The 24794-nt window shown below is 46.5% G+C and carries 23 protein-coding genes and 1 pseudogene; 15 read left to right on the top strand and 9 right to left on the bottom strand.

Translation table 11 applies throughout. From position 1 onward, the window contains the following. Positions 1 to 127: 127 nt before the first annotated feature. Together QUB39_RS25610 and QUB39_RS25605 are read right to left on the bottom strand one after the other, a co-directional pair. The gene (locus tag QUB39_RS25610) at positions 128 to 829 is read right to left on the bottom strand and encodes a hypothetical protein (RefSeq protein WP_333057650.1); all 702 of its coding nucleotides are present in this window, start codon (positions 827 to 829) and stop codon (positions 128 to 130) included. 123 nt (positions 830 to 952) lie between these two features. Further along, positions 953 to 1945, bottom strand: a complete 993-nt coding sequence (locus tag QUB39_RS25605; RefSeq protein ID WP_333057651.1) for an SAM-dependent methyltransferase — start codon at positions 1943 to 1945, stop codon at positions 953 to 955. 221 nt (positions 1946 to 2166) lie between these two features. Here QUB39_RS25605 and QUB39_RS25600 point away from each other — a divergent pair, with 221 nt between their 5' ends. Then, on the top strand, positions 2167 to 2406 hold the full coding sequence (locus QUB39_RS25600; protein WP_333057652.1) for a hypothetical protein: 240 nt from the start codon (positions 2167 to 2169) through the stop codon (positions 2404 to 2406). Positions 2407 to 2659: 253 nt separating this feature from the next. Here the strand turns inward: QUB39_RS25600 and apcB are convergent, their stop codons facing one another. Beyond that, complete coding sequence (gene apcB / locus QUB39_RS25595) at positions 2660 to 3169, bottom strand: allophycocyanin subunit beta (RefSeq protein WP_293258696.1); 510 nt, start codon at positions 3167 to 3169, stop codon at positions 2660 to 2662. 340 nt (positions 3170 to 3509) lie between these two features. On the opposite strand from apcB, the gene glnA reads away from it, so the two are divergent. Next, a complete protein-coding gene (gene glnA, locus QUB39_RS25590) occupies positions 3510 to 4931 on the top strand; it encodes a type I glutamate--ammonia ligase (protein ID WP_333057654.1) in 1422 nt (473 codons plus the stop codon). Between the two features lie 109 nt (positions 4932 to 5040). Here the strand turns inward: glnA and QUB39_RS25585 are convergent, their stop codons facing one another. Continuing rightward, positions 5041 to 5481: a hypothetical protein gene (locus QUB39_RS25585; RefSeq protein WP_333263133.1), complete on the bottom strand. Its 441-nt coding sequence runs from the start codon at positions 5479 to 5481 to the stop codon at positions 5041 to 5043. 73 nt (positions 5482 to 5554) lie between these two features. Here QUB39_RS25585 and QUB39_RS25580 point away from each other — a divergent pair, with 73 nt between their 5' ends. From QUB39_RS25580 to QUB39_RS25565, 4 genes are all read left to right on the top strand, one after another. Next, positions 5555 to 5884: a hypothetical protein gene (locus QUB39_RS25580; protein WP_333140756.1), complete on the top strand. Its 330-nt coding sequence runs from the start codon at positions 5555 to 5557 to the stop codon at positions 5882 to 5884. Then, entirely contained in the window at positions 5881 to 6114 is a 234-nt protein-coding gene (locus tag QUB39_RS25575; RefSeq protein ID WP_333485184.1) for a hypothetical protein, read from the top strand. Before QUB39_RS25580 ends, QUB39_RS25575 begins: the two co-directional genes overlap by 4 nt. 310 nt (positions 6115 to 6424) lie before the next feature. After that, positions 6425 to 7330: a ferritin-like domain-containing protein gene (locus QUB39_RS25570; RefSeq protein ID WP_333233215.1), complete on the top strand. Its 906-nt coding sequence runs from the start codon at positions 6425 to 6427 to the stop codon at positions 7328 to 7330. Positions 7331 to 7850: 520 nt separating this feature from the next. Then, the gene (locus QUB39_RS25565; RefSeq protein WP_333057661.1) at positions 7851 to 8354 is read left to right on the top strand and encodes a YbjN domain-containing protein; all 504 of its coding nucleotides are present in this window, start codon (positions 7851 to 7853) and stop codon (positions 8352 to 8354) included. Positions 8355 to 8428: 74 nt separating this feature from the next. Here QUB39_RS25565 and QUB39_RS25560 read toward each other — a convergent pair whose 3' ends face one another. From QUB39_RS25560 to QUB39_RS25550, 3 genes are all read right to left on the bottom strand, one after another. Continuing rightward, a complete protein-coding gene (locus tag QUB39_RS25560; RefSeq protein ID WP_333057662.1) occupies positions 8429 to 8887 on the bottom strand; it encodes a divergent PAP2 family protein in 459 nt (152 codons plus the stop codon). Positions 8888 to 8901: 14 nt separating this feature from the next. Next, positions 8902 to 9828: a geranylgeranyl diphosphate synthase CrtE gene (crtE, locus tag QUB39_RS25555; protein WP_333211797.1), complete on the bottom strand. Its 927-nt coding sequence runs from the start codon at positions 9826 to 9828 to the stop codon at positions 8902 to 8904. Positions 9829 to 10018: 190 nt separating this feature from the next. Continuing rightward, positions 10019 to 10906 carry a LysR family transcriptional regulator gene (locus QUB39_RS25550; RefSeq protein WP_333211795.1) on the bottom strand — a complete coding sequence of 296 codons (888 nt, stop codon included), beginning with the start codon at positions 10904 to 10906 and terminating at the stop codon, positions 10019 to 10021. 110 nt (positions 10907 to 11016) lie between these two features. Between QUB39_RS25550 and QUB39_RS25545 the strand changes: the two genes are divergently transcribed. Continuing rightward, on the top strand, positions 11017 to 11505 hold the full coding sequence (locus QUB39_RS25545; protein WP_333211792.1) for a GNAT family N-acetyltransferase: 489 nt from the start codon (positions 11017 to 11019) through the stop codon (positions 11503 to 11505). A 78-nt stretch (positions 11506 to 11583) separates the two neighbouring features. Continuing rightward, positions 11584 to 12357: pseudogene (locus QUB39_RS25540) on the top strand (class I SAM-dependent methyltransferase); the annotation flags it as partial. Positions 12358 to 12570: 213 nt separating this feature from the next. Here QUB39_RS25540 and folD read toward each other — a convergent pair. After that, positions 12571 to 13440: a bifunctional methylenetetrahydrofolate dehydrogenase/methenyltetrahydrofolate cyclohydrolase FolD gene (folD, locus tag QUB39_RS25535; RefSeq protein ID WP_333211790.1), complete on the bottom strand. Its 870-nt coding sequence runs from the start codon at positions 13438 to 13440 to the stop codon at positions 12571 to 12573. A gap of 143 nt (positions 13441 to 13583) precedes the next feature. On the opposite strand from folD, the gene QUB39_RS25530 reads away from it, so the two are divergent. Beyond that, positions 13584 to 14009, top strand: coding sequence for a DNA-binding protein (locus QUB39_RS25530; protein ID WP_333057669.1), 426 nt, complete (start codon positions 13584 to 13586; stop codon positions 14007 to 14009). Between the two features lie 323 nt (positions 14010 to 14332). Beyond that, positions 14333 to 14755, top strand: a complete 423-nt coding sequence (locus QUB39_RS25525; RefSeq protein ID WP_333057671.1) for an NUDIX hydrolase — start codon at positions 14333 to 14335, stop codon at positions 14753 to 14755. 292 nt (positions 14756 to 15047) lie between these two features. On the opposite strand, the gene QUB39_RS25520 is transcribed toward QUB39_RS25525, so the two are convergent. Beyond that, positions 15048 to 15596, bottom strand: a complete 549-nt coding sequence (locus QUB39_RS25520; protein ID WP_333057673.1) for a LeuD/DmdB family oxidoreductase small subunit — start codon at positions 15594 to 15596, stop codon at positions 15048 to 15050. A gap of 177 nt (positions 15597 to 15773) precedes the next feature. On the opposite strand from QUB39_RS25520, the gene QUB39_RS25515 reads away from it, so the two are divergent. From QUB39_RS25515 to QUB39_RS25495, 5 genes are all read left to right on the top strand, one after another. After that, the gene (locus QUB39_RS25515; RefSeq protein ID WP_333057675.1) at positions 15774 to 16649 is read left to right on the top strand and encodes a hypothetical protein; all 876 of its coding nucleotides are present in this window, start codon (positions 15774 to 15776) and stop codon (positions 16647 to 16649) included. A 774-nt stretch (positions 16650 to 17423) separates the two neighbouring features. Then, positions 17424 to 19526, top strand: coding sequence for an ATP-binding protein (locus tag QUB39_RS25510; RefSeq protein ID WP_333211786.1), 2103 nt, complete (start codon positions 17424 to 17426; stop codon positions 19524 to 19526). A 565-nt stretch (positions 19527 to 20091) separates the two neighbouring features. After that, on the top strand, positions 20092 to 21771 hold the full coding sequence (locus QUB39_RS25505; RefSeq protein ID WP_333211784.1) for an AarF/ABC1/UbiB kinase family protein: 1680 nt from the start codon (positions 20092 to 20094) through the stop codon (positions 21769 to 21771). Positions 21772 to 22124: 353 nt separating this feature from the next. Next, complete coding sequence (gene galT, locus QUB39_RS25500) at positions 22125 to 23213, top strand: galactose-1-phosphate uridylyltransferase (protein WP_333211782.1); 1089 nt, start codon at positions 22125 to 22127, stop codon at positions 23211 to 23213. A 107-nt stretch (positions 23214 to 23320) separates the two neighbouring features. Beyond that, entirely contained in the window at positions 23321 to 24433 is a 1113-nt protein-coding gene (locus tag QUB39_RS25495; RefSeq protein ID WP_333211780.1) for a M24 family metallopeptidase, read from the top strand. Positions 24434 to 24794 lie beyond the last annotated feature (361 nt).

The following is a 24794-nucleotide window of genomic DNA, read 5'->3' as shown; positions in this document are numbered from 1 at the left end:
ATCTAAAATCTAAAATCTAAGGAATGAGAATTAAATAACTTCCACAAGTTTGTGGGATGGGCGGGACGCCCATCCCACAATAACAATTAAAATTGTAAGTTATTTAATTCGCGATCCTAAAATCGTATTACCGTCTCGCGATTCTAACGCCTTCTCTAAAATGCGCGATCGTGGCAATTACTGCTATAGAAAAGTAAAATATTCTAATCAACCAAAAACAAACCCGCATTGACCAAGAAACAATAGTCGGAGCAATACCTGTGAACTGTACAAATCTGGAATTAACTTTTTTTTCAAAGCTGTCCAGGTCTTTCATCTCCGATTGTTTCGTGGGAATAACGGGAAACTGACCAGTATATACGTAATAACCGATAAAACCAGGCAATCCCACTTTTCTATTCAAAAATGAGTTAGTTAATGTTGCAGTTTGCGCTGGTAATAAATTATCCGATTCCTCTACTTTTTCCAGCCAAGAATTATATCTGATGGCTGGCGTAATCATGAAAACTAAAGGAACTATAACTATCAACAAAGCGGCACTAATTTTTCGACCATATTGAGGGTGTAGGAGCCTTGTCGCCACACCCACTCCCATACCGATAAATGCAAATATCAATATATTTAACAGTTCAATAATTTCGAGGCCTCTCAACAAATCGCCGATAATCAGAATGGTATATAATAATTTGTCTGCCAGTAGCAGAGCTGCCCACTTGATCAGAATTGAAACGCCTACAATAGTAGCTACAATCGCCACATACCCAATGCCACCTAGAACGTAGAGTAAAATCGAACCGACTTGTTTAAATGACTGCATGGAATTATTCACTCTTGTGAAAGTTTAGGAGTCTGATTGACAAAAATTTTAAAAATTTATAGCAATCTGGAGTTCCAAATTTGATTTTTAAAGTTGATTAGATCAACATCTGGAAATCAATCTAAAATCTAAAATCTACAATCGATCGACAAGTTCCCGCGCCGCCGCTTTGGTGACTTGTGCGATCCGTTCCTTCACAACATCCTCTTCGTTAGCGCAGCCCTCGAAGAGGATCGCCCTGTGGTCTGTTTCTTGTTCGCGATCGATCCCCAACCATAAAAGATACTCGATATTACCGGCCGGGCCAAGTAAAGGCGACCACGTTAAGCCGCGTTGCTGCCATCCTAAAGCTGTGGCTGCCTTCCACACTTGAAAAATCGCATCAGCTTGAGTTGCTGAGTCTCGCACTACGCCTTTTTTCCCAACTCTCTCGCGCCCTACCTCAAACTGCGGTTTTACCAGCAACACCGCTTCTCGCGGTGGTGCCAACAATTCCCACAGCGCCGGTAAAATCTTATCCAGGGAAATAAACGACACATCTACTACCGCCAAATCTGCATAAGCCCCTATTAGCAACGAATCTTGCTCCCCCCCTTGACAAGCGGGGAGTAAATCTTGCTCCCCCCCTTGACAAGGGGGGGCTGGGGGGGGTGAATCTTGCTCCCCCCCTTGACAAGGGGGGGCTGGGGGGGGTGAATTGCCGTAAAGCTCAGTAGCAGTCATGTACCGCAAATTGGTGCGTTCTTTCAAAATTACCCTCGGATCGTTACGCAAGCCCCAATCTGCTTGACCGTAGCCAACATCTACGCCATACACTAGGGCGGCGCCTGCTTGCAGCAGACAGTCGGTAAAACCGCCTGTGGAAATGCCACCGTCGAGACAAATTCTGCCTGCAACGGGAATCGCGAAAACTTCTAAAGCTTTGGCTAATTTGTCACCGCCTCTGGAAACATAGCGCGATCGCTCTTTAATCTGAATTTTTGCTGCAATGTCAACCTCAGTGCCCGGTTTGTCAACTACCTGTTGATTGATGGAGACTTTCCCAGTCCGAATCAATGCCTGAGCTTGCTGTCTGGAACTGCACAAATCTAGGCTGACCAATAAAGTGTCTAGTCGCTGTTTAGCCAAGGTTTTTAATCTGTACGGATAGGGTTAAGAACAGTACCAGATTAGCACTTACGCACAAGCCCGACTGCTAATTTTTGGCGATTATTTTGGTTTTTTGATCGTCGCGGGGCGATCGCCCCACCTCACCTTATGTGACTGAGATCGCTTTGATTGTGTAGTTTTATCACAGATATACCTTCATAAAATCACACAATAATTTTGGCTGCTAGCGGATGATTTAGATGCAGCTAAAAGCGCTACAAATACCATCAGGGCGATCGACCATGAAAACAATTAACTTTCCTATCAGAAATCCTGGCAATTGTCAAGAAAATCCCCTCGCCTTCGTCAGCGGTGACATCATCCACATTCTTTACCCCAACGGCGAAGTAGAAGCAACAACCACCGCACAAATCGATCTGCGCCAAACCAAAAATCCCCTAGACAAATGCCTCGTCTGGGGATGTGTTGACGATTTTTAGCACCCGTTTCAAACAAGAATGCAATTATAGGGAAGCTCCAAACCCTTAAATCATCAGTCATTCCCAATAATTCAAATTTTTAATCTATAATTTTTAACCTATAATTTTTAATCTGAAATCTTTAATCTAAAATTGTATAACCCATAAAAAAAGATCGCTTGGAGGCTGTGAGGCCAAAAAAAGCGATCGATCCAACTGCTGCTAACTGCCAGCCACAAGTGCAATTTGCTGCTAAAAGAACTAGCAAATTGACTTAAATATCTTGTTCGCTCAATTCGCGAATCATGTAATCAAAAGGCTGATCCAAAAAAGGCCCCACAGACAAGCCAGCAGCTTCCACCTGAGCCTTAACCATCTCCTTCATAATGCTAATCCCCATCACCGTCGGGCCAATGGGAACGCTTAGAGAATTGTAAGTTTCGCGCAAACCTTGCAGCACGCGCTCGTCGAGCACGTCGGTACTTCCAGCCACCAGGGCGTAAGTAGCATAGCGCAAGTAGTAGTCCATATCCCGCAGACAAGCCGCGTAGCGACGAGTCGTGTAGGCATTTCCACCGGGACGGATCAGTTCTGGCTGTTCAGCAAATAGCTGGATACCAGCTTGCTTGACAATTGCCGCAGCATTGCTGTTAATCGCAGCCGCCGCCTGTACCCGTGCCGTGCCCGTTGCAAAATAAGATTTCAACCGATCGATACCATCTCGGTCTAAATACCTACCAGCAACATCATAATTTTCAATCAGGCTCGTCACTGCATCGCGCATAAGTTTCTCTCCCAAAAATCTTTATCAATACTTTGCTATCTGAGACAGACCGCCTATTGTAGACTACTACAAATCGGCGTTTGATTAAGATTTGAGATAGGATTTTCACCAAGGGTAGTCTATCCGCGGCAAACTGTCGTAAAATTCAGCCGTTTGCCTTGTATCTTCATCCGACAAATAATCCACAGGGCAAGAATCTCAAACGGCCCGGCCCCACTGGGCCCCTATTTCAAACTTTTGTAGCCCTAGATACAAAATAGTGGATACTGAAGGCCTACGATCGCCCACACAGTCTGAAATCGGCCGATCGCCAAGACACAACCAATATCAGGAGTAAGTCATGTTCCAGACACCCCAAGAAGCCTTAAACTACATACAAGAAAATAAGATCCAGATCGTTGACCTCAAATTCATCGATATGCCGGGGATCTGGCAGCACCTTTCCCTGTACCACGACCAAATCGACGAAACCGCATTCACAGACGGCGTACCCTTCGACGGTTCCAGCATTAGGGGCTGGAAAGCCATCAACGAATCAGACATGACGATGGTCATCGATCCGACCACCGCTTGGATGGACCCGTTCATGGCAGAACCGACCATCAGCTTCATTTGCAGCATCAAAGAACCTCGCACCGGCGAACCGTACAGTCGCTGTCCCCGCACCATTGCCCAAAAAGCCATAGACTACTTGCTTTCCACCGGTCTCGGCGATACAGCATTCTTTGGCCCGGAAGCAGAATTCTTTATTTTTGACGACGTTCGCTTCGACCAAACCCAAAATTCCGGCTACTATTACGTAGATTCGATCGAAGGTCGTTGGAATTCCGGCAAAGAAGAAGCAGGCGGCAACCTCGGCTATAAACCGCGTTACAAAGAAGGTTATTTCCCAGTAGCACCAACCGACACCTCTCAAGACATGAGAACGGAAATGCTGCTGACAATGGCAAAATGTGGCGTACCCATCGAAAAACACCACCACGAAGTCGCCACCGGCGGTCAATGCGAACTCGGTTTCCGCTTTGCAACTTTAGTACAAGCAGCCGACTACTTGCTAACTTACAAATACGTCATCAAAAACGTCGGCAAAAAATACGGCAAAACCATCACCTTCATGCCCAAACCGCTGTTTAACGACAACGGTTCCGGGATGCACGTTCACCAGTCGATTTGGAAAGACGGTCAGCCTCTATTTGCAGGCGATCAATATGCTGGTTTCAGTCAAATGGGACTGCATTACATCGGCGGCATTCTCAAGCACGCACCGGCACTTTTGGCAATCACCAACCCCACGACCAATTCCTACAAGCGTTTAGTTCCGGGCTTTGAAGCGCCTGTAAACTTAGCTTACTCTCAAGGAAATCGATCGGCATCAGTGCGGATTCCGTTGTCGGGAACCAACCCCAAAGCCAAGCGGTTAGAATTCCGCTGTCCCGATGCTACATCCAACCCGTATTTAGCATTTGCAGCCATGCTGTGCGCCGGCATTGACGGCATCAAGAATCAAATCGATCCCGGCGAACCTTTGGACGTGGATATCTACGACCTTTCCCCTGAAGAATTGAGCAAGATTCCTTCAACTCCCGGTTCCTTGGAAGGCGCTTTAGAAGCTTTAGAAAAAGACCACAGTTTCTTAACTGAAACCGGCGTATTTACCGAAGACTTCATCCAAACCTGGATTTCCTACAAACTCGACAATGAAGTCAACCCGATGCGGCTGCGTCCTCACCCCTACGAGTTTGCTTTGTATTACGACTGTTAGAAAATTAATAATTGAAAATTAAAAGTTAAAAATGGTAATTATACCATTTTTAACCTGTGATTTTTAATTAATAAGAACGCCGCCCTTAAAAGCGGCGTTTTTTTTAAATTTAGAACTTCTGGATCAGCGCCCAGACTCTCCCGTTACCCGACACTATCTGGGCAACGCTGTTAGTAGTAGGGCCCATTGTAGCCTCAGAGACATCCTCTACAGCCCATTTATTTGCTTTCTCATCAACAATAAACAAATCCTCAGCGGTAGTGCCTTCCTGAACCCGATATATCTTATTCAGAATAAAACGCCGCCGCGCTTCAGCTTTTGGTATGCCAACCACATCATCTGGATCGACAGAGATAGCACTGCCTTCTTTTAATGTACCTTTCGAGTTGCTTAAATTGCGATCGTCCCTTTGAGCAACCCGCACGCCGTGAATCTGCAAACCAGGCTCATTCTCAGAGATATTCCAGACAGCAGCTAGGGCCCCACTTTTTCCCAAACCGAGAACCGCTGCACTAATAGTCAAAATTAGCAAAAACTTGAAATAATTCACTGTATTTATGCTCCTTTGTTTGTGAGATTATGCACTCATTCTAAATTAGCAATTAGCAATTACCAATGACCCAATGATGTCCGATATTTTTGTGATGATCCGCAATCAGAGTAACGTCGCCATGACTTCAGTTGACGGCATTGCGTTTGTCACTTTACTGACTCAAGAAGGACGAGTGGTGGCCGAGGAGACAGTTGACCTGTTTGAGGCAGATGTGAATTTTGATAACCTGAAGCAGGGAAAATATACTGTAGTTGTAAGGCACGAAGGCGTTGAACCTCGATCGGCAACCTGTAGTGTTACAATCACCGATGAAGATAAAGTAATCATGCTGACATTTGTTTACTTGGAACTAGAACGGGTGCTGCTGGGCATTCAAACTTCAACAGAAGAAAGACTATGACTGTGAAAGTTACTCCGCCAAATTCAATTAAAATGTTTCGCTATCGAGTACATTTCTTGGCAAAAGACCTCTGGAGGGAAAAAAACCCGGTTTGTCGGATGAATCTGGCTTTACAGTTAGCCGATGTGGCGACAACTCTGGCTAGATTAGAAGTAGAAGAGGCGCGAAAATTTCAACAAGAGTCTGCTAGTGTTGAGGCTTCAGACTCGACGGAACCTGACAATTTTTGAGTGTATGAGGTTGCTTTGTGTGATCCGCGCAACCCTTGCGTGATAGGAGTTTAAAAAAATAACGTAACTGTAGAAAAGCTCCAAACCCTGATAGTCATCAGTCATTTTTAATCTAAAATCTACAATCTAAAATCTAAAATGGTATGACTCGCAACTCAAAACTATTGTCATTGGTTGAGCTAGTAAAAAAATTGTCTGTATAAAATTGAATCTCCGTGCTAAACAATAACTTTCTGCCTTGGGAGTGAATTAGGAAGCCGAAAAACTGCGTTACACTTATATAGGTATCTTTACAAAACAACATAAAAGCATGACTGTTGCCTATCCCCGCAAGCTTCGCAACGCAATGGGAGCGCGCGAAATTTTAGCTAATGTAGTGCGCGATCGCGAAATTCACCTGATCACCCTCAACCGCTACCGCTACAGCGAACAGCGCAGTTGCAAAGACCTCACCGACGTGATCGAACGGCTAGACGGGGAACCGGCCGAACTCGTACGCGACCTCTCCCGGCACATTTCCGACGAAGCGCGACACGCTATGTGGCTCACCGACTTGCTGGTAGACCTCGGCCAAAATGTGGGAACGCCGCCGGGAGTCTCCTACATTGACGAATTTGAAAGGTTGTATGACAGCGAACAACAAGACCCCACCACAAACCGCGAAGACTTTGTAATTTCTTCCCTGGCCGCGATTAACGTCACCGAAAAGCGGGGCTGCGAATACTTCTCAGCGCACATCCACGCCCTCAAACAGGCTCCCCAAACCGCAGAAAACGTCAAAATCCGCGAAACAATCGAAAAGATTTTTCCCGAAGAAGCTGGTCACGTCCGCTGGGGCAACCGCTGGCTCGGCTCCATAGCTGCCAAAAGCCCGGAACACCGCCAGAAGGTGGAACAGGCCAAGCGCAAGTATGTGGCGATCGAACAAGCAGCTTTTGAATCGGGAATGGATATCATGCTGGGGGCAGAACTCCGCCGCGTCACCCGCCTCGTGGATATTGCCAACACCATGCCGATGTGGGAACGCCCGCAATACCTGATGGAACGCTTACCCAGAACCCTGCTGGCCCCGGATCTGCAAATGACTAGAGTCGATGTAGCTCAGCGCGCCTGGAACCGCGACCCGCAGGCATTTATGGAGAAATTGGTACCCATGTTCCTCAACGGCTTGAATACCATTGAGAAGAAGCCGGCGGCGACTAAGCCCAAGGCTTAAAAACGATCGCGAACCTGGTTGAAACCGCTTTGCAAGTCCAACTTGCGTCTGGCTCCGCAAACAAGCGAGATTAACTGGTTCCCAGGCCTAGCCTCGGAACCAGTTATTTAAAGTCATAATTTTAAGCTTTAGCAAGTAAACTGATTATTGGAATAGTTTTCCATCTAAATATAATCGTCAGGAACCTCAGCCTAAAGGCATGAGGCTTGAAGGAGAAATCTAACAAGCCGTTCTGACGGGCCTAAGTCTTAACTGACTACGTTTTTTGAGTCACGACACCGGGAGAATGCGTAGCTAGTTCCTTGCTCTGTCGCTGAAGGTTAAACAGTTCTCAGGTAACAGGGACAGTGCTTTCAGCCTAACAAGCTCTCAAAACATTGGCGAAGCTAACTTTACTCCGAAAGGAGATTGAGGCAACCATACCTCATCGGAGGGGCAACCATACCCCTCCACCCCGCTGCATGTTTTAACTCAATGTAAAGCCGTCCTAAAAGGACGGGGTTTCAAACCCATATTTCTGATGACTACCAGCGAGCCGAACATACAAACAGCTTCCGCAGAAAGCCTATCGAGGGAAAGCGCGATCGCCTCCGAGCAGGTCGAAAAAGCCACAGCCGTCACCTATGCAGAAGAAATTGAAACTGTCATCGCCAGCATGGCTGTAGACCAAAAAGTGATGGTCGGTCAAAGTGAAGCTGGCGGACATCTTTGGAAGTTTAAGTACGGCAGTGTTGAAGTGTTCGTGCAACTCACCGGCGAAACCGAAGATGATACTTTGACTGTTTGGGCTTTTGTACTGCAGTTGCCTGCGAAGAATGAAGCTCAATTAATGCGGAAACTTCTAGAAATGAATTGGCTGTCTACTTTGGAATCTCATTTTGCCATTGTTGACAATCAAGTTGCGGTAATATCGACTCGGACGATCGCCGAAATCTCGACCGGAGAAATTTCTCGTGCTATCACTATTGTCGCCACTATCGCCGATGACAACGACGATATTCTGCAAGCAGAATTCGGTCAGTAGTGATTAGTTAACAGTTAACAGTCAACAACTAATACTTAAAAGTTAAAAGTTAACAGTTAACAGTTAACAGTTAACTAATATGCAGGCCCTGCGATCCAAGCAATAGTGATTCCCAGCCCCAAACCGACAAGCACTTGAAAAGGAGTGTGTCCCAGCAACTCTTTCAGGCGAGCCTCATTAAGGTTGTGATCTTCCTCAAAAAACTCGTCAATAATTTGGTTGAGGATGCGAGCTTGCTTGCCTGCTGCTTGGCGGACGCCTGCTGCGTCGTACATGACAATAATTGCAAAGATCGCAGCGATCGCAAAGTCCGGACTTTCCCATCCCATCGTTTGTCCGACTTCAGCAGCCAAAGCGCCCACAAAAGACGAGTGAGCGCTGGGCATTCCCCCCGTTGTTACCAAATACTGAAGATTAAACTTGCGATTTTTGACCAACTCGATCGGCAACTTCATGATCTGAGCCGCCAGACAAGCGATCAAAGCAACCACGAGTACATGATTGTTTAAAATGCCGCTGCAAATTTCCTGCATAGTGTTTAGTATTTCTAGTTACTGCGGCTGGTAATATAATCGGCGATCGCCAGCAGCGGTAGAGCTTTGCTCCCAAACACTGCCAATTGAGCCTTAGCATCAGCAACAAGCTGCGAAGCTTGGCGCCGAGACTCCTCAATTCCCCACAAACTCGGATAAGTGACTTTCCCTGCTTGAACATCTTTGCCAGCAGTTTTGCCCAGTTCTTCTTGGGTAGCAGTAATATCCAGAATGTCGTCAATGATCTGGAAAGCCAACCCAATATTTTGAGCGAAACGAGACAGCCGCTGCAAATCCGCAGCCGAAGCCCCAGCCAGAATTGCCCCACAAACTACGCAGGCCTCTAACAGCGCGCCTGTTTTGTGAGCATGAATGTAATTCAAAGTTTCCAGAGAAACATCTGTCTTTCCTTCCGATTCCAAATCAACCACTTGACCACCTACGAGTCCAGCAGCACCCGATGCCCGCGCTAAATGGGCGATCGTCTGCAACACCTGCTGGGGGGGTACGTTCTGAGTTTTAGTGGCGATAAATTCAAAAGCATAGGTCAGCAAACCATCGCCAGCCAAAATGGCGATATCCTCGCCGTAGACTTTGTGGTTCGTCAGTTTGCCGCGCCGGTAGTCGTCATTGTCCATTGCCGGCAAATCGTCGTGAATCAGCGACATCGTGTGGATCATTTCCAAAGCGCAAGCTGTCGGAATTGCCATAGATGTAGTGCCGCCGGCCAGTTCGCAGCTAGCGAGACACAGGATCGGACGCAGGCGCTTGCCCCCCGCTAGCAGCGAGTAGCGCATTGCTTCGTAGATTTTCTCTGGGTAGATGACCGGCAGTGCACTGTCGAGAGCTACCTCGATCGCCTCTTTTCGCTTGACTAGATAAGTAGATAAATCGAAAGAGGATTCCGGTTGGGACGAACCCATTTCTGTTGCCAATACCATCCCTTGCTCTCTTGTACTTAATATTTATATGGGATATTGTGAGCCGTTCAGGTCGCATCGTGCCGACTTTTACGGCAGTAGTTGCTCGAACTCCGAGCATCAATTAATCATTCTACGGGTGTTGTTGCACAGAAAATCTTTGAGTTTTGATAAGTTTGTCAAATTGCCAGTCAATCTAAAATTTACAATCTCAAATCTCAAATCCGCTGATTTGTCTGGCGACTTCCAAAAACCGCTGCACCGCCGCCGTTGGATCGCTGCGCCAAATTAGAGCGATCGCCACAATGCAGGTTGATTCTGGTAACGCTTTGTAAACAACCCCGCTGCGCTGGAAATTTTGCATCGACGCCGGGACGATCGCCACTCCCATCTCGGCGGCTACCAGACTTACAATGGTTTGCATTTGAATTGCTTCTTGAGCTGCGATCGGGCTAAAACCTGCTTGTTGACAAAGACTGACGATCGCATCGTACAATCCCGGAGCCTGGGAACGCGGAAATAAAATGAACGGTTCCGTGGAAAGTTCGCGTAATTCAAGATGCGTGCGATCGGCCGCCGGATGCGTTTCTGGCAATGCCACAATCAGCGATTCTCGAAAAACGATTTCAGAATTTATCCCGTCTTCCTCAACCGGAGGACGCACGAAGCCGATATCAATTTGCCCGAACCGGAGGCGCTGCAATTGTTCATTTGTCGTCAGTTCGTGCAGTTCGAGCTTGACGGCGGGATACCGAGTGCGAAAGGCCTGCAAAATCGCTGGAACCACGTTGTGTGCTGCAGAACTCACAAAGCCGATCGTCAGTTGGCCGAGTTCGCCCCGACTGGTTTGTCGGCCCAGTTGAATTGCTCGATCGACTTGCTGCAAAATTTTCCCGGCTTCCTCGAAAAAAACCTGTCCCGCAGCCGTTAAATGCACCGTCCGCTTGGTGCGGCGAAACAGTTGAAACCCCAACTCTGCCTCTAAATGCTGGATTTGTTGACTCAGCGGAGGTTGGGCAATATGCAGTTTTTCGGCTGCGCGAGTGAAATTCAGTTCCTCTGCAACTGCAATGAAATAACGCAAATGCCGAAGTTCCATAAGTCCCCATCATTTATATTTTAAAAGTATAAGTGGTTAGTTAAACATATATTGGACATTGATGATGATATTTCATACAGTGATTAATAGGCGAATTTGAGAATTAAACAATGGCTAATTTGGATATCAAAATTAGAGAAGCAGAGCTGGCAGATTTGGAATTAATCGTGGATTTTATTTCGCAGAAAAGCGAGTTTGATGGAGCTAAAAATTTCTTAGCAGCAACAGCAGATAAATTGCAGCAAACGTTGTTTTGCCAACCTCCGCTAGTGCGGGTTTTGTTGGCGGAAGTTGGGGGAAAAGCGGTAGGATTTGCTCTTTTTTATTCCTCCTATTCAAGTTTATTGACCCAGCCGTGTCTTTGGCTTGATGATTTATTTGTGCAAGCTCCTATGCGCGGTATGGGAGTCGGTACAGCGCTGTTAAAGTATTTAGCACAAATTGCTGAGTCCACAAATTGCGGGCGGATTGAGTGGACTGTTAATACTGCAAATGCACCGGGAATTGCTTTTTATGAAAAGCAGGGAGCGCGGATTTTGGAAAATATTAGGGTTTGCCGCATCGAGGGACGTGCGATAGCCCAACTCGCTAACAAATAAGTTGGTTGGTTTTGTGAATAAGGATTTTTTTTTACCGCAGAGTACACAGAGAACACAGAGAGAGATGAAAGGTTTAGAGTAGTTATGATGACACAAGATTCTTGGAATACAAATCTCTACGAACAACAGCACGCTTTTGTTTGGCAATACGGCGAATCGCTTTTGAAATTACTGGCTCCGAAGGTTGGTGAACGTATTTTAGATTTAGGTTGCGGTACGGGACAGTTAACTGAAAAGATTGCTGAAAGTGGGGCTTTTGTGTATGGGATTGATTCATCTTTGTCGATGATTTCTACGGCAAATGTTAACTATCCTCACATTAACTTTTCTGTCGCAGATGCGAGGAGTTTTCAAGTAGAAGAGCCGTTAGATGCTGTGTTTTCTAATGCGGTTTTACACTGGATTAAACAGCCGGATGCTGCGATCGATTGTGTGGAAAAAGCGCTGAAGCGGGGAGGGCGTTTTGTGGCTGAGTTTGGCGGTAAGGGGAACGTGGGGGCGATCGTCCGGGCACTTTTGAGTGTTTTGTCAGAAATTGGCCCGCTTGAGCCTGAAGCGCTTAATCCTTGGTATTTTCCGAGTATTGGCGAGTATGCTGGGCTTTTGGAAAAGCAGGGATTTGATGTGGGTTATGCGGTTTTGTTCGATCGCCCGACTCCCCTAGAAGGTGGCAGCGCGGGTATGGTAAATTGGATTGAGATGTTTGCTGGCGGGTTTTTGTCGGGGTTGTCTGATGATGTGCGATCGCAGGTAATTAACGCAGTTGAAGAGCGTTTGCGATCGGCGTTGTACCGCGATGGTAATTGGATTGCAGATTATCGCCGAATTCGCGTTGTTGCTATCAAGCCGTAGGGTGCGTCGCGATCGCAAATATTCAAATTCGAGAACATCGTCAGGTGCGTCGCTTCTTCAAAACTCGATTTTTCACGCGATTTTTCTGCAAGCGACGCACCCTACGTTAATTGTTTTGTATGGTGCGTCGCTTCTTCAAAACTCGATTTTTTACGGAAATTTTCTGCAAGCGACGCACCCTACGTTAAGTGTATTTGTAATGATGACTAATGACTACTTGATGCTGTAACTCGAAACGGTATTTTCCAAAAGCATAGCAACAGTCATCGGCCCGATTCCTCCCGGCACCGGTGTGATAAATTCGGCTACTGTTTTAACCGCATTAAAATCAACATCTCCGGCTAAACGACTCGTACCGTCTGGATTGACGACGCGGTTGATACCGACATCAATTACTACTGATCCAGGTTTAACCATGTTAGCTGTAATCATTTCTGTGCGGCCGACTGCGGCTATTAAAATATCGGCTTGATTGGTAATCGATTCTAGGTTTTGCGATCGCGAATGAGCTACAGTAACAGTACAATCGGCTTCTAATAGCATCAGTGCCATCGGTTTACCCACCAAAATACTCCGTCCCAAAACAACGGCATTTTTTCCTTTCAAATCAATCTGGTATTCCTGCAATAACCGCATCACTCCGGCGGGAGTACAACTCCGCAAACCTTGCTCCCCGCGCACGAGACGGCCTAAATTTACAGGGTGAAGTCCGTCAGCATCTTTATCGGGGGCAATTTGATACAGCAGCGCAATTGCATCTAAGTGTTCTGGTAGCGGTAATTGAACTAAAATGCCGTCTACTCGATCGTCCTCGTTGAGTGCACGAATTGCAAGTTCTAGTTCGGCTTGAGTAGCGTTGGCTGGGTAATGCTGGCCGAAGGAAGCTATCCCAACTTTAGCGCAGGCTCGCTCTTTATTGCGAACATAGGCTGCGCTAGCTGGGTTGTCCCCTACCATCAGCACCGCAAGTCCCGGAGGACGACCCTTTTTGGGTTGTAGGGCGCGGACTCGATCGCTCAGCTCGCTTTGAATCTTTGTCGCTAAAGCTTTGCCATCTAGTATTTGAGCAGTTTTGGCATCCATTGTAGACTCTGGGTTAGGGGCTGATGATTTTAGATTTTAGCTTAATCCCCGCCAAGGACTACACTAGAGAAATTTCTTACTTGCGATCGATTCTGGGGATTCTGTTAAAGTAAGTCGTATCTCACATCTCAAATCAGTTGACAATGACTACTGCAATTAAGCAAGTTTGGGTTCAAAGATTCTGTACCAGCTCTTTGTCGCTAATCCTCGCCAGCGGTTTTTTCAGTTGCGGCAATTTACCCATGTCTCAACTTAATCTTGGTTTTAATGTTGCTAGCATTGGCGACATTCAACAAAAGCGACAAGTCGATGGTGAAGTTTATCTCCGGGGAAAGGTGGAAAATCGCGCTCCGTTTGTGGGGACTGCGGCTTATCAACTTGAGGATGGTACTGGCAGTATTTGGATTTTAACCAAGCAAGAGTTGCCCCAGCTTGGCGATGAAGTATTGCTGAAGGGAGAAGTCCGCTACAAGAGTATTACTCTGAAGGATTTGGCCGGAAAAGATTTAGGTGAAGTTTATGTTGAGGAAATGGAACAATTAAAGCGCACTCCAGCGGCAACTCAATAAAAATAGGAAGATGCTATAGCCTTTCTCAGTAACATGAGGTGGTCATAGGGAGCCGTGGGCCTAGGGTTCGCCCCCATATTTCACCACGCTTGAGAACCGCTATAATTTATTTCATTAAGTGATTCTATTTCATAAAAATCAAAGGTTTATAGTTGCGCTTGGGCGATTTGGATCTGTTTATTTATCCTCAAAGTTCATTAACCATAATATTATGGTCGGGGCGGGTTTACCTAGATTTTTGGTGGGTTTTACAGATGTTGGTGAACCCGCCCCTACAGCAATTTATTCCTTCTTCCTTCTTCCTTCTTTCTGCTTTTTAACAAATGAATAAAATTCACGTTGCGATCGCGATTTTGTACCAAGACGGCAAGTTTCTCTGTCAGTTGCGAGACGATATTCCTCATATCAGGTATCCCGGACATTGGGCTTTGTTTGGCGGACACTTGGAACCGGGGGAAACGCCGGAAGTTGCTGTAGTGCGGGAATTATCAGAGGAAATTGGCTATGCTCCTGCAAGTGTTTCTTTTTTCTGTTGTGATGTCGAAAAAGATGTTGTTCGCCACGTTTTTTATGCACAACTTAGTGCGGATGTCAAGGATTTAGTTTTGCTTGAGGGTTGGGATATGAAGTTGTTGACACCCCAGCAGATTCGGGCCGGCAAATGCTTTTCTGAGCAGTCAGGAGATGTGCGACCTTTTGGGATTGCTCACCAACGTATTTTATTGAATTTTATTGACTCGATTTGAGAAAATTGGCACTCACCCCACATTGCAGGGGTTTGAGGAGGGAGATATTCGTAAGGTGCGCCCAGGCGTCCACCTTACATTGCAGGCAGAGCTGTTTCATCCTCTTGTAGGGGCTGCCCCCCGTGGCTGCCCCAATCTCTGAAACACGAGCAAATCGTGGATGGGGAGGGTAGGCACGGGGAGTAGGGGTAGCACTACAAGAGTCAAAATCATCGTTTTCTGTAGGGGCAATCCGACCCCTACTCCCCGTGGCTGCCCCGAAACAGCCCTGACATTGCAGGGGGTTTAAAAGTTAAGAGCGAGCCGCAATCATTCCGGTTTGGCGCGCGTAGTCAAACAACCCTCCGGCATCTATTACTGGCCCTACTTCTCCTAACGGCTTGAGCGAGAAAGTTCGATCGAGAGTGTGGTTGACAATTACCTCTGCTGTAAAGTCGATCGTCACTTCTTGGCCCGTTACAAACAAGTCGCAAAGCCGCTCGACTGATTCGATCGGGTACAATTCGCCAGTAGCCGAGCAATTGCGAAAGAAAATGCGCGCGTAAGACAAAGCTACCACCGCTGTGACACCTGCAGCCCCCAGAGCGATCGGAGCGTGCTCCCGCGAAGAACCGCAGCCAAAATTTTCGCCCGCTATGATAATCGGATACTGGGTTTTCTGTTCGCCGGATTCGATAAACTTACCGTAGCGATCGGGCAACCCAATCATCGCGTAACTGCCTAGTTTCTCGTACTCATCCGGCTTCGAGGGAACCAGGGTCAGGTATTCGGCAGGGATAATTTGATCTGTATCGATGTTGTCGTCTACAACAAAAATTTGACCGCTAATTACTTTACCCATAGTTTATTTCCTGTTAGCCTCGCTCGATGCTGTGGTGATAATTTTAAGTGGATCGGTATGCAAGATTTGCATCTGTTCATTTTAACCTGGCAGTGTCAGTGATAACCTGTATGAATAAAAATTAGATCCGAGACTTTGGGTTAACAATTAACAGTTGCTAAGCGTCAACATAGTTTTATGGCAAATCCAATAGATGACATTGCTCGACAAGCTCGCGAGGGTTCGGTTGCATCGATTATTCAAATCCTTAATGACGAACTGGCACAGGTAGGGGTCAGGGCCCGAGCTGTGTTTGCAGACGGGGTGTTGCAACTGCTGTGCGAAGCTGCAACGCCCCAATTGCTCGAAGAGTCTAGTTTGGTCGATCGAGTCCGAGCAATTTTGGAACGCATTTCGCCCCACAATATTCGCCGAGTCAACATCAACAGCCGGCTTGTCCGAGAACACCAACTGCTGTGGCTGGAAGAAATTAGCCGCGATCCCGAAAATCAACTGTTGTGGTCTCAAGAAATTAAACTCCGAAAGCCGAATTTGTTCAAGCGTTTAGCCACAGCCCATCACGAACGACAAGCTGTGGGAGGCAAGCGGGCTTTGCCAAGAATGGCTATACCTCGATCGATGCAGCAACCGCAACAATTTCAGCGCGGTATCGTCGGCGGCATCAGCTTGAGCGTGCTGTTGCTCGCTGCAGCGGCCGCCATCTACAAAGGACTTAATTCCCAAGTGCCAAACACTAAACAAGCCAGCACCCAAGCAGTTGCCAGTGCTCCTCCCTCGGAGGCAAAACCTGCTGTGAAAATTTCTAAGGAGACTGTTAATTCTGCTGGTGACTCTTTTGCACAAGCAGTGCGAGTAGCCGAACAAGCAGCCACCGAGGGCAAAACCGCTCAATCTCGCGAGGATTGGTTAGTCGTAGCTGCTAAGTGGCAGCAAGCTTCCGATTTGATGGCAGCCGTGCCTTCCAAACATCCCCGCTACACCACAGCTCAGAACCGGACGGCACTTTATCGCCAAAATAGCGATAAAGCCCAACAGGAAGCACAAAATAAATAAATTTAACAAGAGAGTTCGCCGCGCTGCTCTAGGTGTTGTGAAAAATGAGTTTTTGAGTCAAAACTCGGAAACTCTCAGCCGGCGTTATGAGTGATAATTTGGGGATTTTGAATTTTTGCGATCGGCGTTACTAGATCGGCGGATTTGTATCACAATAAAAATTTGCTAGTATCACAAACTTAAATAGGAAACATCACACAGTGAGAAGATGGGTGTCACTAAGCGGTCTCTAGAAAAGATTCATACTACTAATAACCGTCAATCGATTTTAGATTTTAGATTTTAGATTTTAGAGGCGACCCCACAGATCAATTCGGGGGCAAGTTTCATCGGATACAGGTTTTTGATTTTTGGACGGATGAATCACGTGGCGGGTATCCTGGATGCGAGGGGGTCAAAATTAGGGGAATGGGATTGATAATCATCCGGTCAAGGATGGCAAAGTTCATCCCGTACAGATCCAAGCGTAGAAAACAGGAAAATAGAACTCGGTCATATCTGGGTATATTTTTACATATCGAGTCACCCGCCGATCGGCTCCACAAACACAGAAAGCAGACTCATAATGGTTAAGCCGACAGTTATGGAGAGGTTCTATATTTGTTGCAGCGGTAGTCGGCTTAAACATCTTAGAATAAAGGCTTGGTTGCCATGATCGATCGCCAGAGAAATCAAGACTTTACTTTGATCGACAGATCGCCGTCAGAGTCTTGCACATTGCATTTACCGCAAATCGCAGAATCAGTCTCAGTCCCAAAATTTCTGGATCGTCTTATGCAGTACCAGGTCGATCCTGCCCTTCTCGGGCGACAAATTTGCCAAATTCTCGCCACCAGCTTTGATCGAGAACTCCTGCTGCTGCAAATAGCCAATACTTTGGGGGCTGCATGGCGGGCAGATTTCTGTTTGGTTACTGCTGTGGTTGACCAGAAAGTAGTACATCCGAACGCTTACTGGCAAAATTGGAGCAATCTCCCTTATGTTGCGGATGTTGCCGATTCGACTCAAACACCGGAACACCCCCAAACTACAGGATTAAAACCGCCTAGCATATCACTCGAACATCCCGCTTGGGCAAACGTCCTAGCAAACGGAGAGATAGTGGTGATATCCGACTATCTTGATATTCCGGCAGCTTCATCGCCCAATTCCCCTGCGACTCCGCTGCCTTTTCGGGCAATTTTGGCAGGGCCTGCGCGATTTGGAGGGACTGTAAATGGCATGATAATTGTTGGTAAGTCGCAACCTTACGAGTGGTCGGTAGCCGATCAGCAGCGCCTGGAAGCAGCATCAGATGCGATCGGCAGCGCGATTTCTCACATTCAAAAAACTCAAGAAATTGCCAGCTTAAACGAACAGTTACAGCGACAAGCTAAATACAAAAATCTACTCAGGTTAGTTGCTGTCTCGCTCGGCACCAATTCAGAAGTCGATCGAATATTGCAGCAAGTTATTCAAAATACCGTCGATACCATGGAAGTAGATAGAGGCCAAATCCTCCTATTGAAATATACAGATCCTCTATTTACAACTCGCTCCCCCAATCAAACTCCCAAAGCGAAAGTCGAATTAGTTTGCGAATCGGTTGTAAAAAAAGATCCAAATAAACAGGCAATAACACAAAGCGCAGTCGAAAAAAAAAGCTCAACATCCAGAAGAAAAAACAAGGATAAAACTGCTAAGTCCCCATCCAAAATCCCCAACTCAAAACCAAATAACTATCCAGGTTTTTGGCTGTCAGAATCTAATTTGTGCCACCAAGCATTCCACAGTGCGCCCCGACCCCTAGCCCTCGCTGATGCAGGCGAATTAATCGCCAAAGAACAAGAAGTAGCCACAGAAATTTTGAAACTCCAAGGCATTCGCGGCTTGCTGCTGGTTCCCATCACGGGCGGTAGCTGCCACGAAACAGTTTTGGGTTTCTTGGTTTTGCAGCACTCGAAGCCGCGCACTTGGAACCCGGAAGAACTAGAAGTTCTCGAATCAGTCAGCGCTCAAGCGAGCAAGATGATGATCCAAACTCAAACGCTTAAGGAATTGCAAACCGTAGTCTTAGACAGAAACGCTCAGTTGCAGCAAAGTCTCGACGTGCAGGGGAAACTGTACGAACAATCTGCCAATCAGCTAGAGCAAATGCGGAAATTGAAGGTGGTTAAAGACGAGTTTCTCAGCACTCTGAGTCACGAGTTGCGTACCCCTTTAACAATCATGAAGCTGGCGATTCTGATGCTCAAACAAGCTGAACAGCCGTCAGCGAATCGGACTAAGTATCTCGACATTCTAGAACAGCAGTGTTCTAAGGAAACTGCTCTGGTTAACGATTTGCTGGCCCTCAAGCAGTTTGAGCCTCAGCAAGTCCCAATTTCTCTAATCAAAATCGATCTCAACCGTTTATTTCAAGATTTAGTTAGGGATTTTGAAAAACAGTGGGCGGATAAGCAATTGACTCTTAAGGTGGATTTGCCCAAATTGACCCCTTGCTGGGAAACTGACCCGGACATTCTCAATCGGGTACTGCTGGAACTGCTGACGAATGCTGGAAAATACTCTGCTTCTGGAACGGCGGTAGTTTTGGAAGTGTCTGAGGCAGTCGGTTATATTGTCCTGAGCCTTTCTAATTTCGGGCGTGGCATTTCTGCGGCTGATTTGCCCCACATCTTTGAGAAGTTCCGCCGTGGCACTGGCATTACTGACCAAGCTATCGCCGGTACGGGTTTGGGGCTGGCTCTGGTAAAGTGTTTAGTGCAGCACTTGAATGGTACTATTGATGTATCTAGCTGTCCGGCAGAAAGTTTAGAAGCTGACAATTTGTGGCGCACATCTTTTACTCTGACTCTGCCGCTATTTGCAGCGGAACTCTGTAATGTAGAAGAATAGTTCGGTTGAGAAGCTGCTCTTAATTGGCCGCGAACAGGCGAAACGACAAGACTTGCCAGAAGAGGGAGATTTGGAAATGTTGTAAACACTACCAAGTCCTCTGTTTTGAATTGTTTGTTTGGTTGCTGTCTAAATTGCCGGTTCTCGATTGCTGATTTTACCCAGGACTGATATTATGTCTGGTTATTGGGCAGTAATTAGCGCGTGTTTTTAGTGAGTACGACTGTCCTCTATTTATTAATTAATCAGGACTGGCATTACTTACTATGAACTTAATTATAATTGTATAGCCGGAGATGATACAGCACTTTCCAGGTAAGTAAAGTACAGAGAAACCGGGTTTCTTGAATAAAACCGGTTTCTGGCGAGAAATCCAGAAGAAACCCGGTTTCTGGGGTGTACTTTATAAACCTGGAATCCGCTGTATTACGCAGTATAGACCAAAGAAACTGAGTTTTTTAACTGTTTCAAAGGCCTGCAACCCGTCTTTTCGTACAAGCCGGTTTCTGCGTCCTGGATTGTCCCTAAAAATTGTCACGGTGCATGGAATTCGATCGCCAATATTATGCTCACAAAAGCTGCACCTAAAACCCTGCGTTGGCAACGTTCTAAATATTCGCCACTGGCACGGCAAATAGACATTTTTGCAGCGGCGGGAAAGTTTATGTTTTTTTTGTGGTGGGACGCACTGCTGCAAAATAATTCGCCTCAAACTAGAAGAATTCGCGCTCATTGGTTGGTCAATACTTTGCTGAATTTAGGCCCGACTTTTATTAAAATCGGGCAGTCTCTCTCGACTCGCGCAGATTTGCTGCCGCTTGAGTATGTCAAGGAACTCGAACAGTTGCAAGATCGGGTTCCTCAGTTTAGTTCCGAAGAGGCGATCGCTCTTGTAGAATCAGAGTTAGGCAAGGATATTTATGCTTTGTACCGCGATTTTGACCCGTCGCCACTGGCTGCTGCGAGTCTGGGACAGGTACACAAAGCAAGGCTGCACACCGGGGAAGATGTGATTGTAAAGGTGCAGCGTCCCGGTTTGGAAAGTTTATTTGATTTGGATGTCAAGGCGGTGCGCCAAGTGATGCGTTTTTGCGATCGCTATTTGCCTGGGACGCGCAAGTACGACCTAGAATCTATTTATCACGAGTTTTTTAAGATTTTATATCAAGAAATTGACTACCTGCAAGAAGGTAAAAATTCCGATCGCTTTAGCCAAAATTTTCGAGAATATCCTCAGATTATTGTCCCCAAAGTCTACTGGCAATACACTACTAAAAAAGTGCTAACTCTAGAATACGCACCAGGGATTAAGGTGGACGACCGCATTAGTTTAGAGGCGATTGGAGTCGATATTGTGAAGCTCAATCAACTTGGAATTTGCTGTTATTTGAAACAGTTGTTAATTGACGGTTTTTTTCAAGCTGACCCCCATCCGGGAAATTTGGCGGTGACAGAAGATGGTAGCTTGATTTTTTACGATTTTGGGATGATGGCGGAGGTGAAGTCTCTGGCTAAAGACCAAATGGTCAAAACGTTTTTTGCTGTGATGAGAAAGGATACTGACGAGGTACTCAATACTTTAATTACGATCGGCTTAGTTGAGCGGATGCCGGATATGATGCCGGTACGCAGGTTGATTGCTTTTCTGTTGGATAAGTTTATTGATAAGCCGATCGACTTTCAAGCTTTTAATGAAATTAAGAACGAACTTTACATCATGTTTGAGCAGCAACCGTTTCGCTTGCCTGCAGAAATGATGTTTATTGTCAAGTCCGTGACGACTCTCGACGGCATTGCTAGAACTCTCGACCCTGACTACAATTTCCTAGCATCCGCTCAGCCTTTTGTCAAGAGTATTGCGGTGAGCAAGGGGCGGGGAAATGCGATCGGAGAATTGGCAAGGCAAGCGCGAAGTTTTATTACATATAAGTTACGACAGCCGAGCAAATCGCAAGTTTATCTCAACCGTTTGGAGCAGCGAATTGAAGAGGGCGAACTGCAAATTAGAGTGCGAAATCTAGAGAGCGAAAGAGCCTTGAAACGCATTAATTTAGCCCTGAAAACTCTAATTTTCGCTTGTTTGACTGGTTTTGTCTTTTTGTCGGGTGCAGTGCTGCTAGTGGGCGGATATCAAACGGGGGCGATCTCCGCTTTTGCGGTTTCGGGATTCGGTGGTTTGTTTGTGTTGCGCTCGTTGTTAGACTTGTTGGTTAAGGAAAAGCTCGATCGAATAGTCGAGCGATAAATATACTGGGTAATTGGGAATTGCGATCGTAAGCTGCTACGCATTTAAATTGAATCCCGATCCGAGCTCTCCAGCCCGTTCTACAATAGCAGACGATCGGCTGAGGTTGGTACTGCCAACTAAGGATCGCGAATTAAATAATTTACACTCTTGAAAGTGGGATGGGCGTCCCGCCCGTCCAGAAAGGGCGGGCGGGACGCCCATCCCACAAGAACCATCACGCATTCTAAGTTATTTAATTCTCATTCTTAAACTTGTTAAAATAATTTGCGACTTTAGGTAGGGGCAGATTCTCAAAACACGAAGTTATACTCCTAACATATATTAAACGCGATCGCCCGCCCCTACAAAAAATGTACGCCCAAACATTGCTAAAACCAGACGGCCGCCCACTCACACTGTACAGCCGCTACCCAATCCCAAAAGGTATCGCGGCCGTAAGTCCCAGCAATGAACCCGTAGAGGCAAACCCGCACTTTCGGTGGCATCCTTTGCGGGGGGAATGGGTAGCATACGCCAGCCACCGTCAGGGAAGAACTTTCATGCCGCCGCCAGAATACAACCCGCTGGCTGCTACAATTAACCCTAAGTTTCCGACAGAATTGCCGCCGGGAGATTACGATGTAGCAGTGTTTGACAACCGCTTTCCCTCGCTGACTTTGCAAGCAAAAAACGCACCTGCAAATATTGTCGAAACTTTGCCAGCTAAAGGCATTTGCGAAGTCGTGGTTTTCACTCAAGATCCGCTGGCTTCCCTCGGTTCTTTGGAGTTATCTCATTTAGAATTATTGTTAGAAGTATGGGCCGATCGCACTTCAGTTATCGGCAGCAATCCCGAAATTGAATACGTCTTGCCCTTTGAAAATCGCGGCGTCGAAGTCGGAGTAACTTTGCACCATCCCCACGGTCAAATTTACGCTTATCCGTTCGTGCCACCGGTGCCGGCACGGATGTTAGAATGTCAATCGGTTTACTATCAAAAAAACAGTAGCGGTTTGCTGCAAGATTTGATTCAAAAAGAGATTTCCGACAACCAGCGAATTATTTATTTAGACGAAGAGGCGATCGCCTTTGTCCCCGCTTGTGCCCGCTACCCTTACGAAGTGTGGATTGCCCCGATCGCCCCCGCTGCTACATTTGTCGATTTGACCCAAAAACAGCGGCAATCACTCGCTAAAGCCTTAAAAACAGTCACCCTCAAATACGACGGTTTGTGGCATCGCCCGTTCCCTTATTTGATGGCTTGGTTTCAAGGGCCCACAGACGGGAAACCCCATCCAGAAGCGCATTTGCACGCCCAATTTTATCCGCCCTATCGATCGAGCGATCGGCTAAAATATTTAGCAGGAACCGAACTAGCCGCCGGAATGTTTGCAAACGACGCTTTACCCGAAGAAAAAGCTAAAGAATTGCAAGCAGTATCTATCGATTTTAGATTTTAGATTTTAGATTTTAGATTTTAGAGATTGTAGATTTTAGATTTAGCAAATGTTAACTAAAATCAGTGATTTTCTTCCTTCTTCCTTCTTCCTTCTTTCTTATTTCATATATGATAAACTCATTCAACAAAGAAGTCGATTTAAAACTCGAATTCATCCGCAAAGCCTTAACCGAAACAAAAGCGATCGCCCTTCGCTTGCGCGGTACAGACTGGTTTGCCTGGGCCACAGCCGGCGGTTCTCATACAGTATTGCTAACCGCAGAAACCGGAGTGGCAGAACTTTTAATTACCGCCGAAACAGCTTGGGTTCTCACCGATGAAATCGAAGCTCAACGCTTGCAGGACGAGGAATTGCCAGCCAACTTTCAAATGCACATCTATCCTTGGGCAGATGTTGCACAGCGCGAAGCTTTTGTCAAACAAATTACTGGTGGCGGTAACGTGATGAGCGATCGGCCAACTTCCCAAGAAATGCCAATAATCGCATCTTTACAGTCTCGCAAACAGACAATGATGTCAAGCGAATTAGAGCGATACCGGCGAGTCGGGCGTTTAGCCAGCGAAGCGATGACAGAGGTACTTTCCGCCGCCAAACCCACATGGACAGAATATCAGCTAGCGGGAGCCGGTGCAGAGGCATTGTGGGCGAGAGGTTTGCATCCAGCACTTACCTTAGTTGCTGGAGAAAGGCGTTTGCCGCTGTACCGCCACGCCACAGCAACCGCCGAACAAATTGGACGACAAGCAATGTTAGTATTTTGCGCCAGGGGAGGGGGTTTGTATGCAAATTTAACAAGATTTGTCTGTTTCGATTTTCTTGGGGAAAAGCATTCAGAGTTGCACCGACAAGTCAGAGAAATTGAAGCAGCGGCGCTAAATTTTTGCCGGCCGGGAGTAACGCTGAATGCGGTTTATGATACGCTTAAAACGGCTTACGAAGAGCACGGATATCCTCAAGCAATTGCGGAACACCATCAAGGTGGAACTACCGGATATTTGGCGCGGGAAATTGTTGCGAATCCGGCTACTTCAGATATTTTGGCAGAAAATATGGCTGTGGCTTGGAATCCGAGTTTGTCGGGAGCAAAAATTGAGGATACGTTTGTAATTCACAGCGATGGAACGTTGGAAAATTTGACTTTTGATCCGAATTGGCCGAGTGTTGAAGTAGCGGGAAGGTTGCGCCCTGTGCCGCTGGAAATATGGGACGATCGACCTTAGTCAATCTCAAGCAGTACCGAGCGATGACAAACGCGCTGCAAACTTTTAGATGGAATTTATCTGGCGGCTTCTGTCATTTGGCTTAATTTAGTTAATCGGTAGGGTGTGTCGTTCCTTCATATTTGATAAATATGGCAGATTGACGGGTGGCGACGCACCAAACAGCAGGCGATCGCTCTTCTTGTGTTTACCACATATACATGGAATATGCTGTATGATTTTTCCCACCTAATTACTGAAGCAAAAACGCAGCTACATAAGGGTTTCCCGAACTTGTAGTCATGTAAAAGATTTTTCAAAACCGGGAAAGTCTCACTCCGTATTGGTTTGAATCGGAACGATAGCAGCAGGCGAGGGAACT

The organism is Microcoleus sp. AT8-B5 (assembly GCF_036705565.1).
Lineage (GTDB): Bacteria > Cyanobacteriota > Cyanobacteriia > Cyanobacteriales > Microcoleaceae > Microcoleus.
This window is presented reverse-complemented; position numbering and strand designations above follow the sequence as displayed.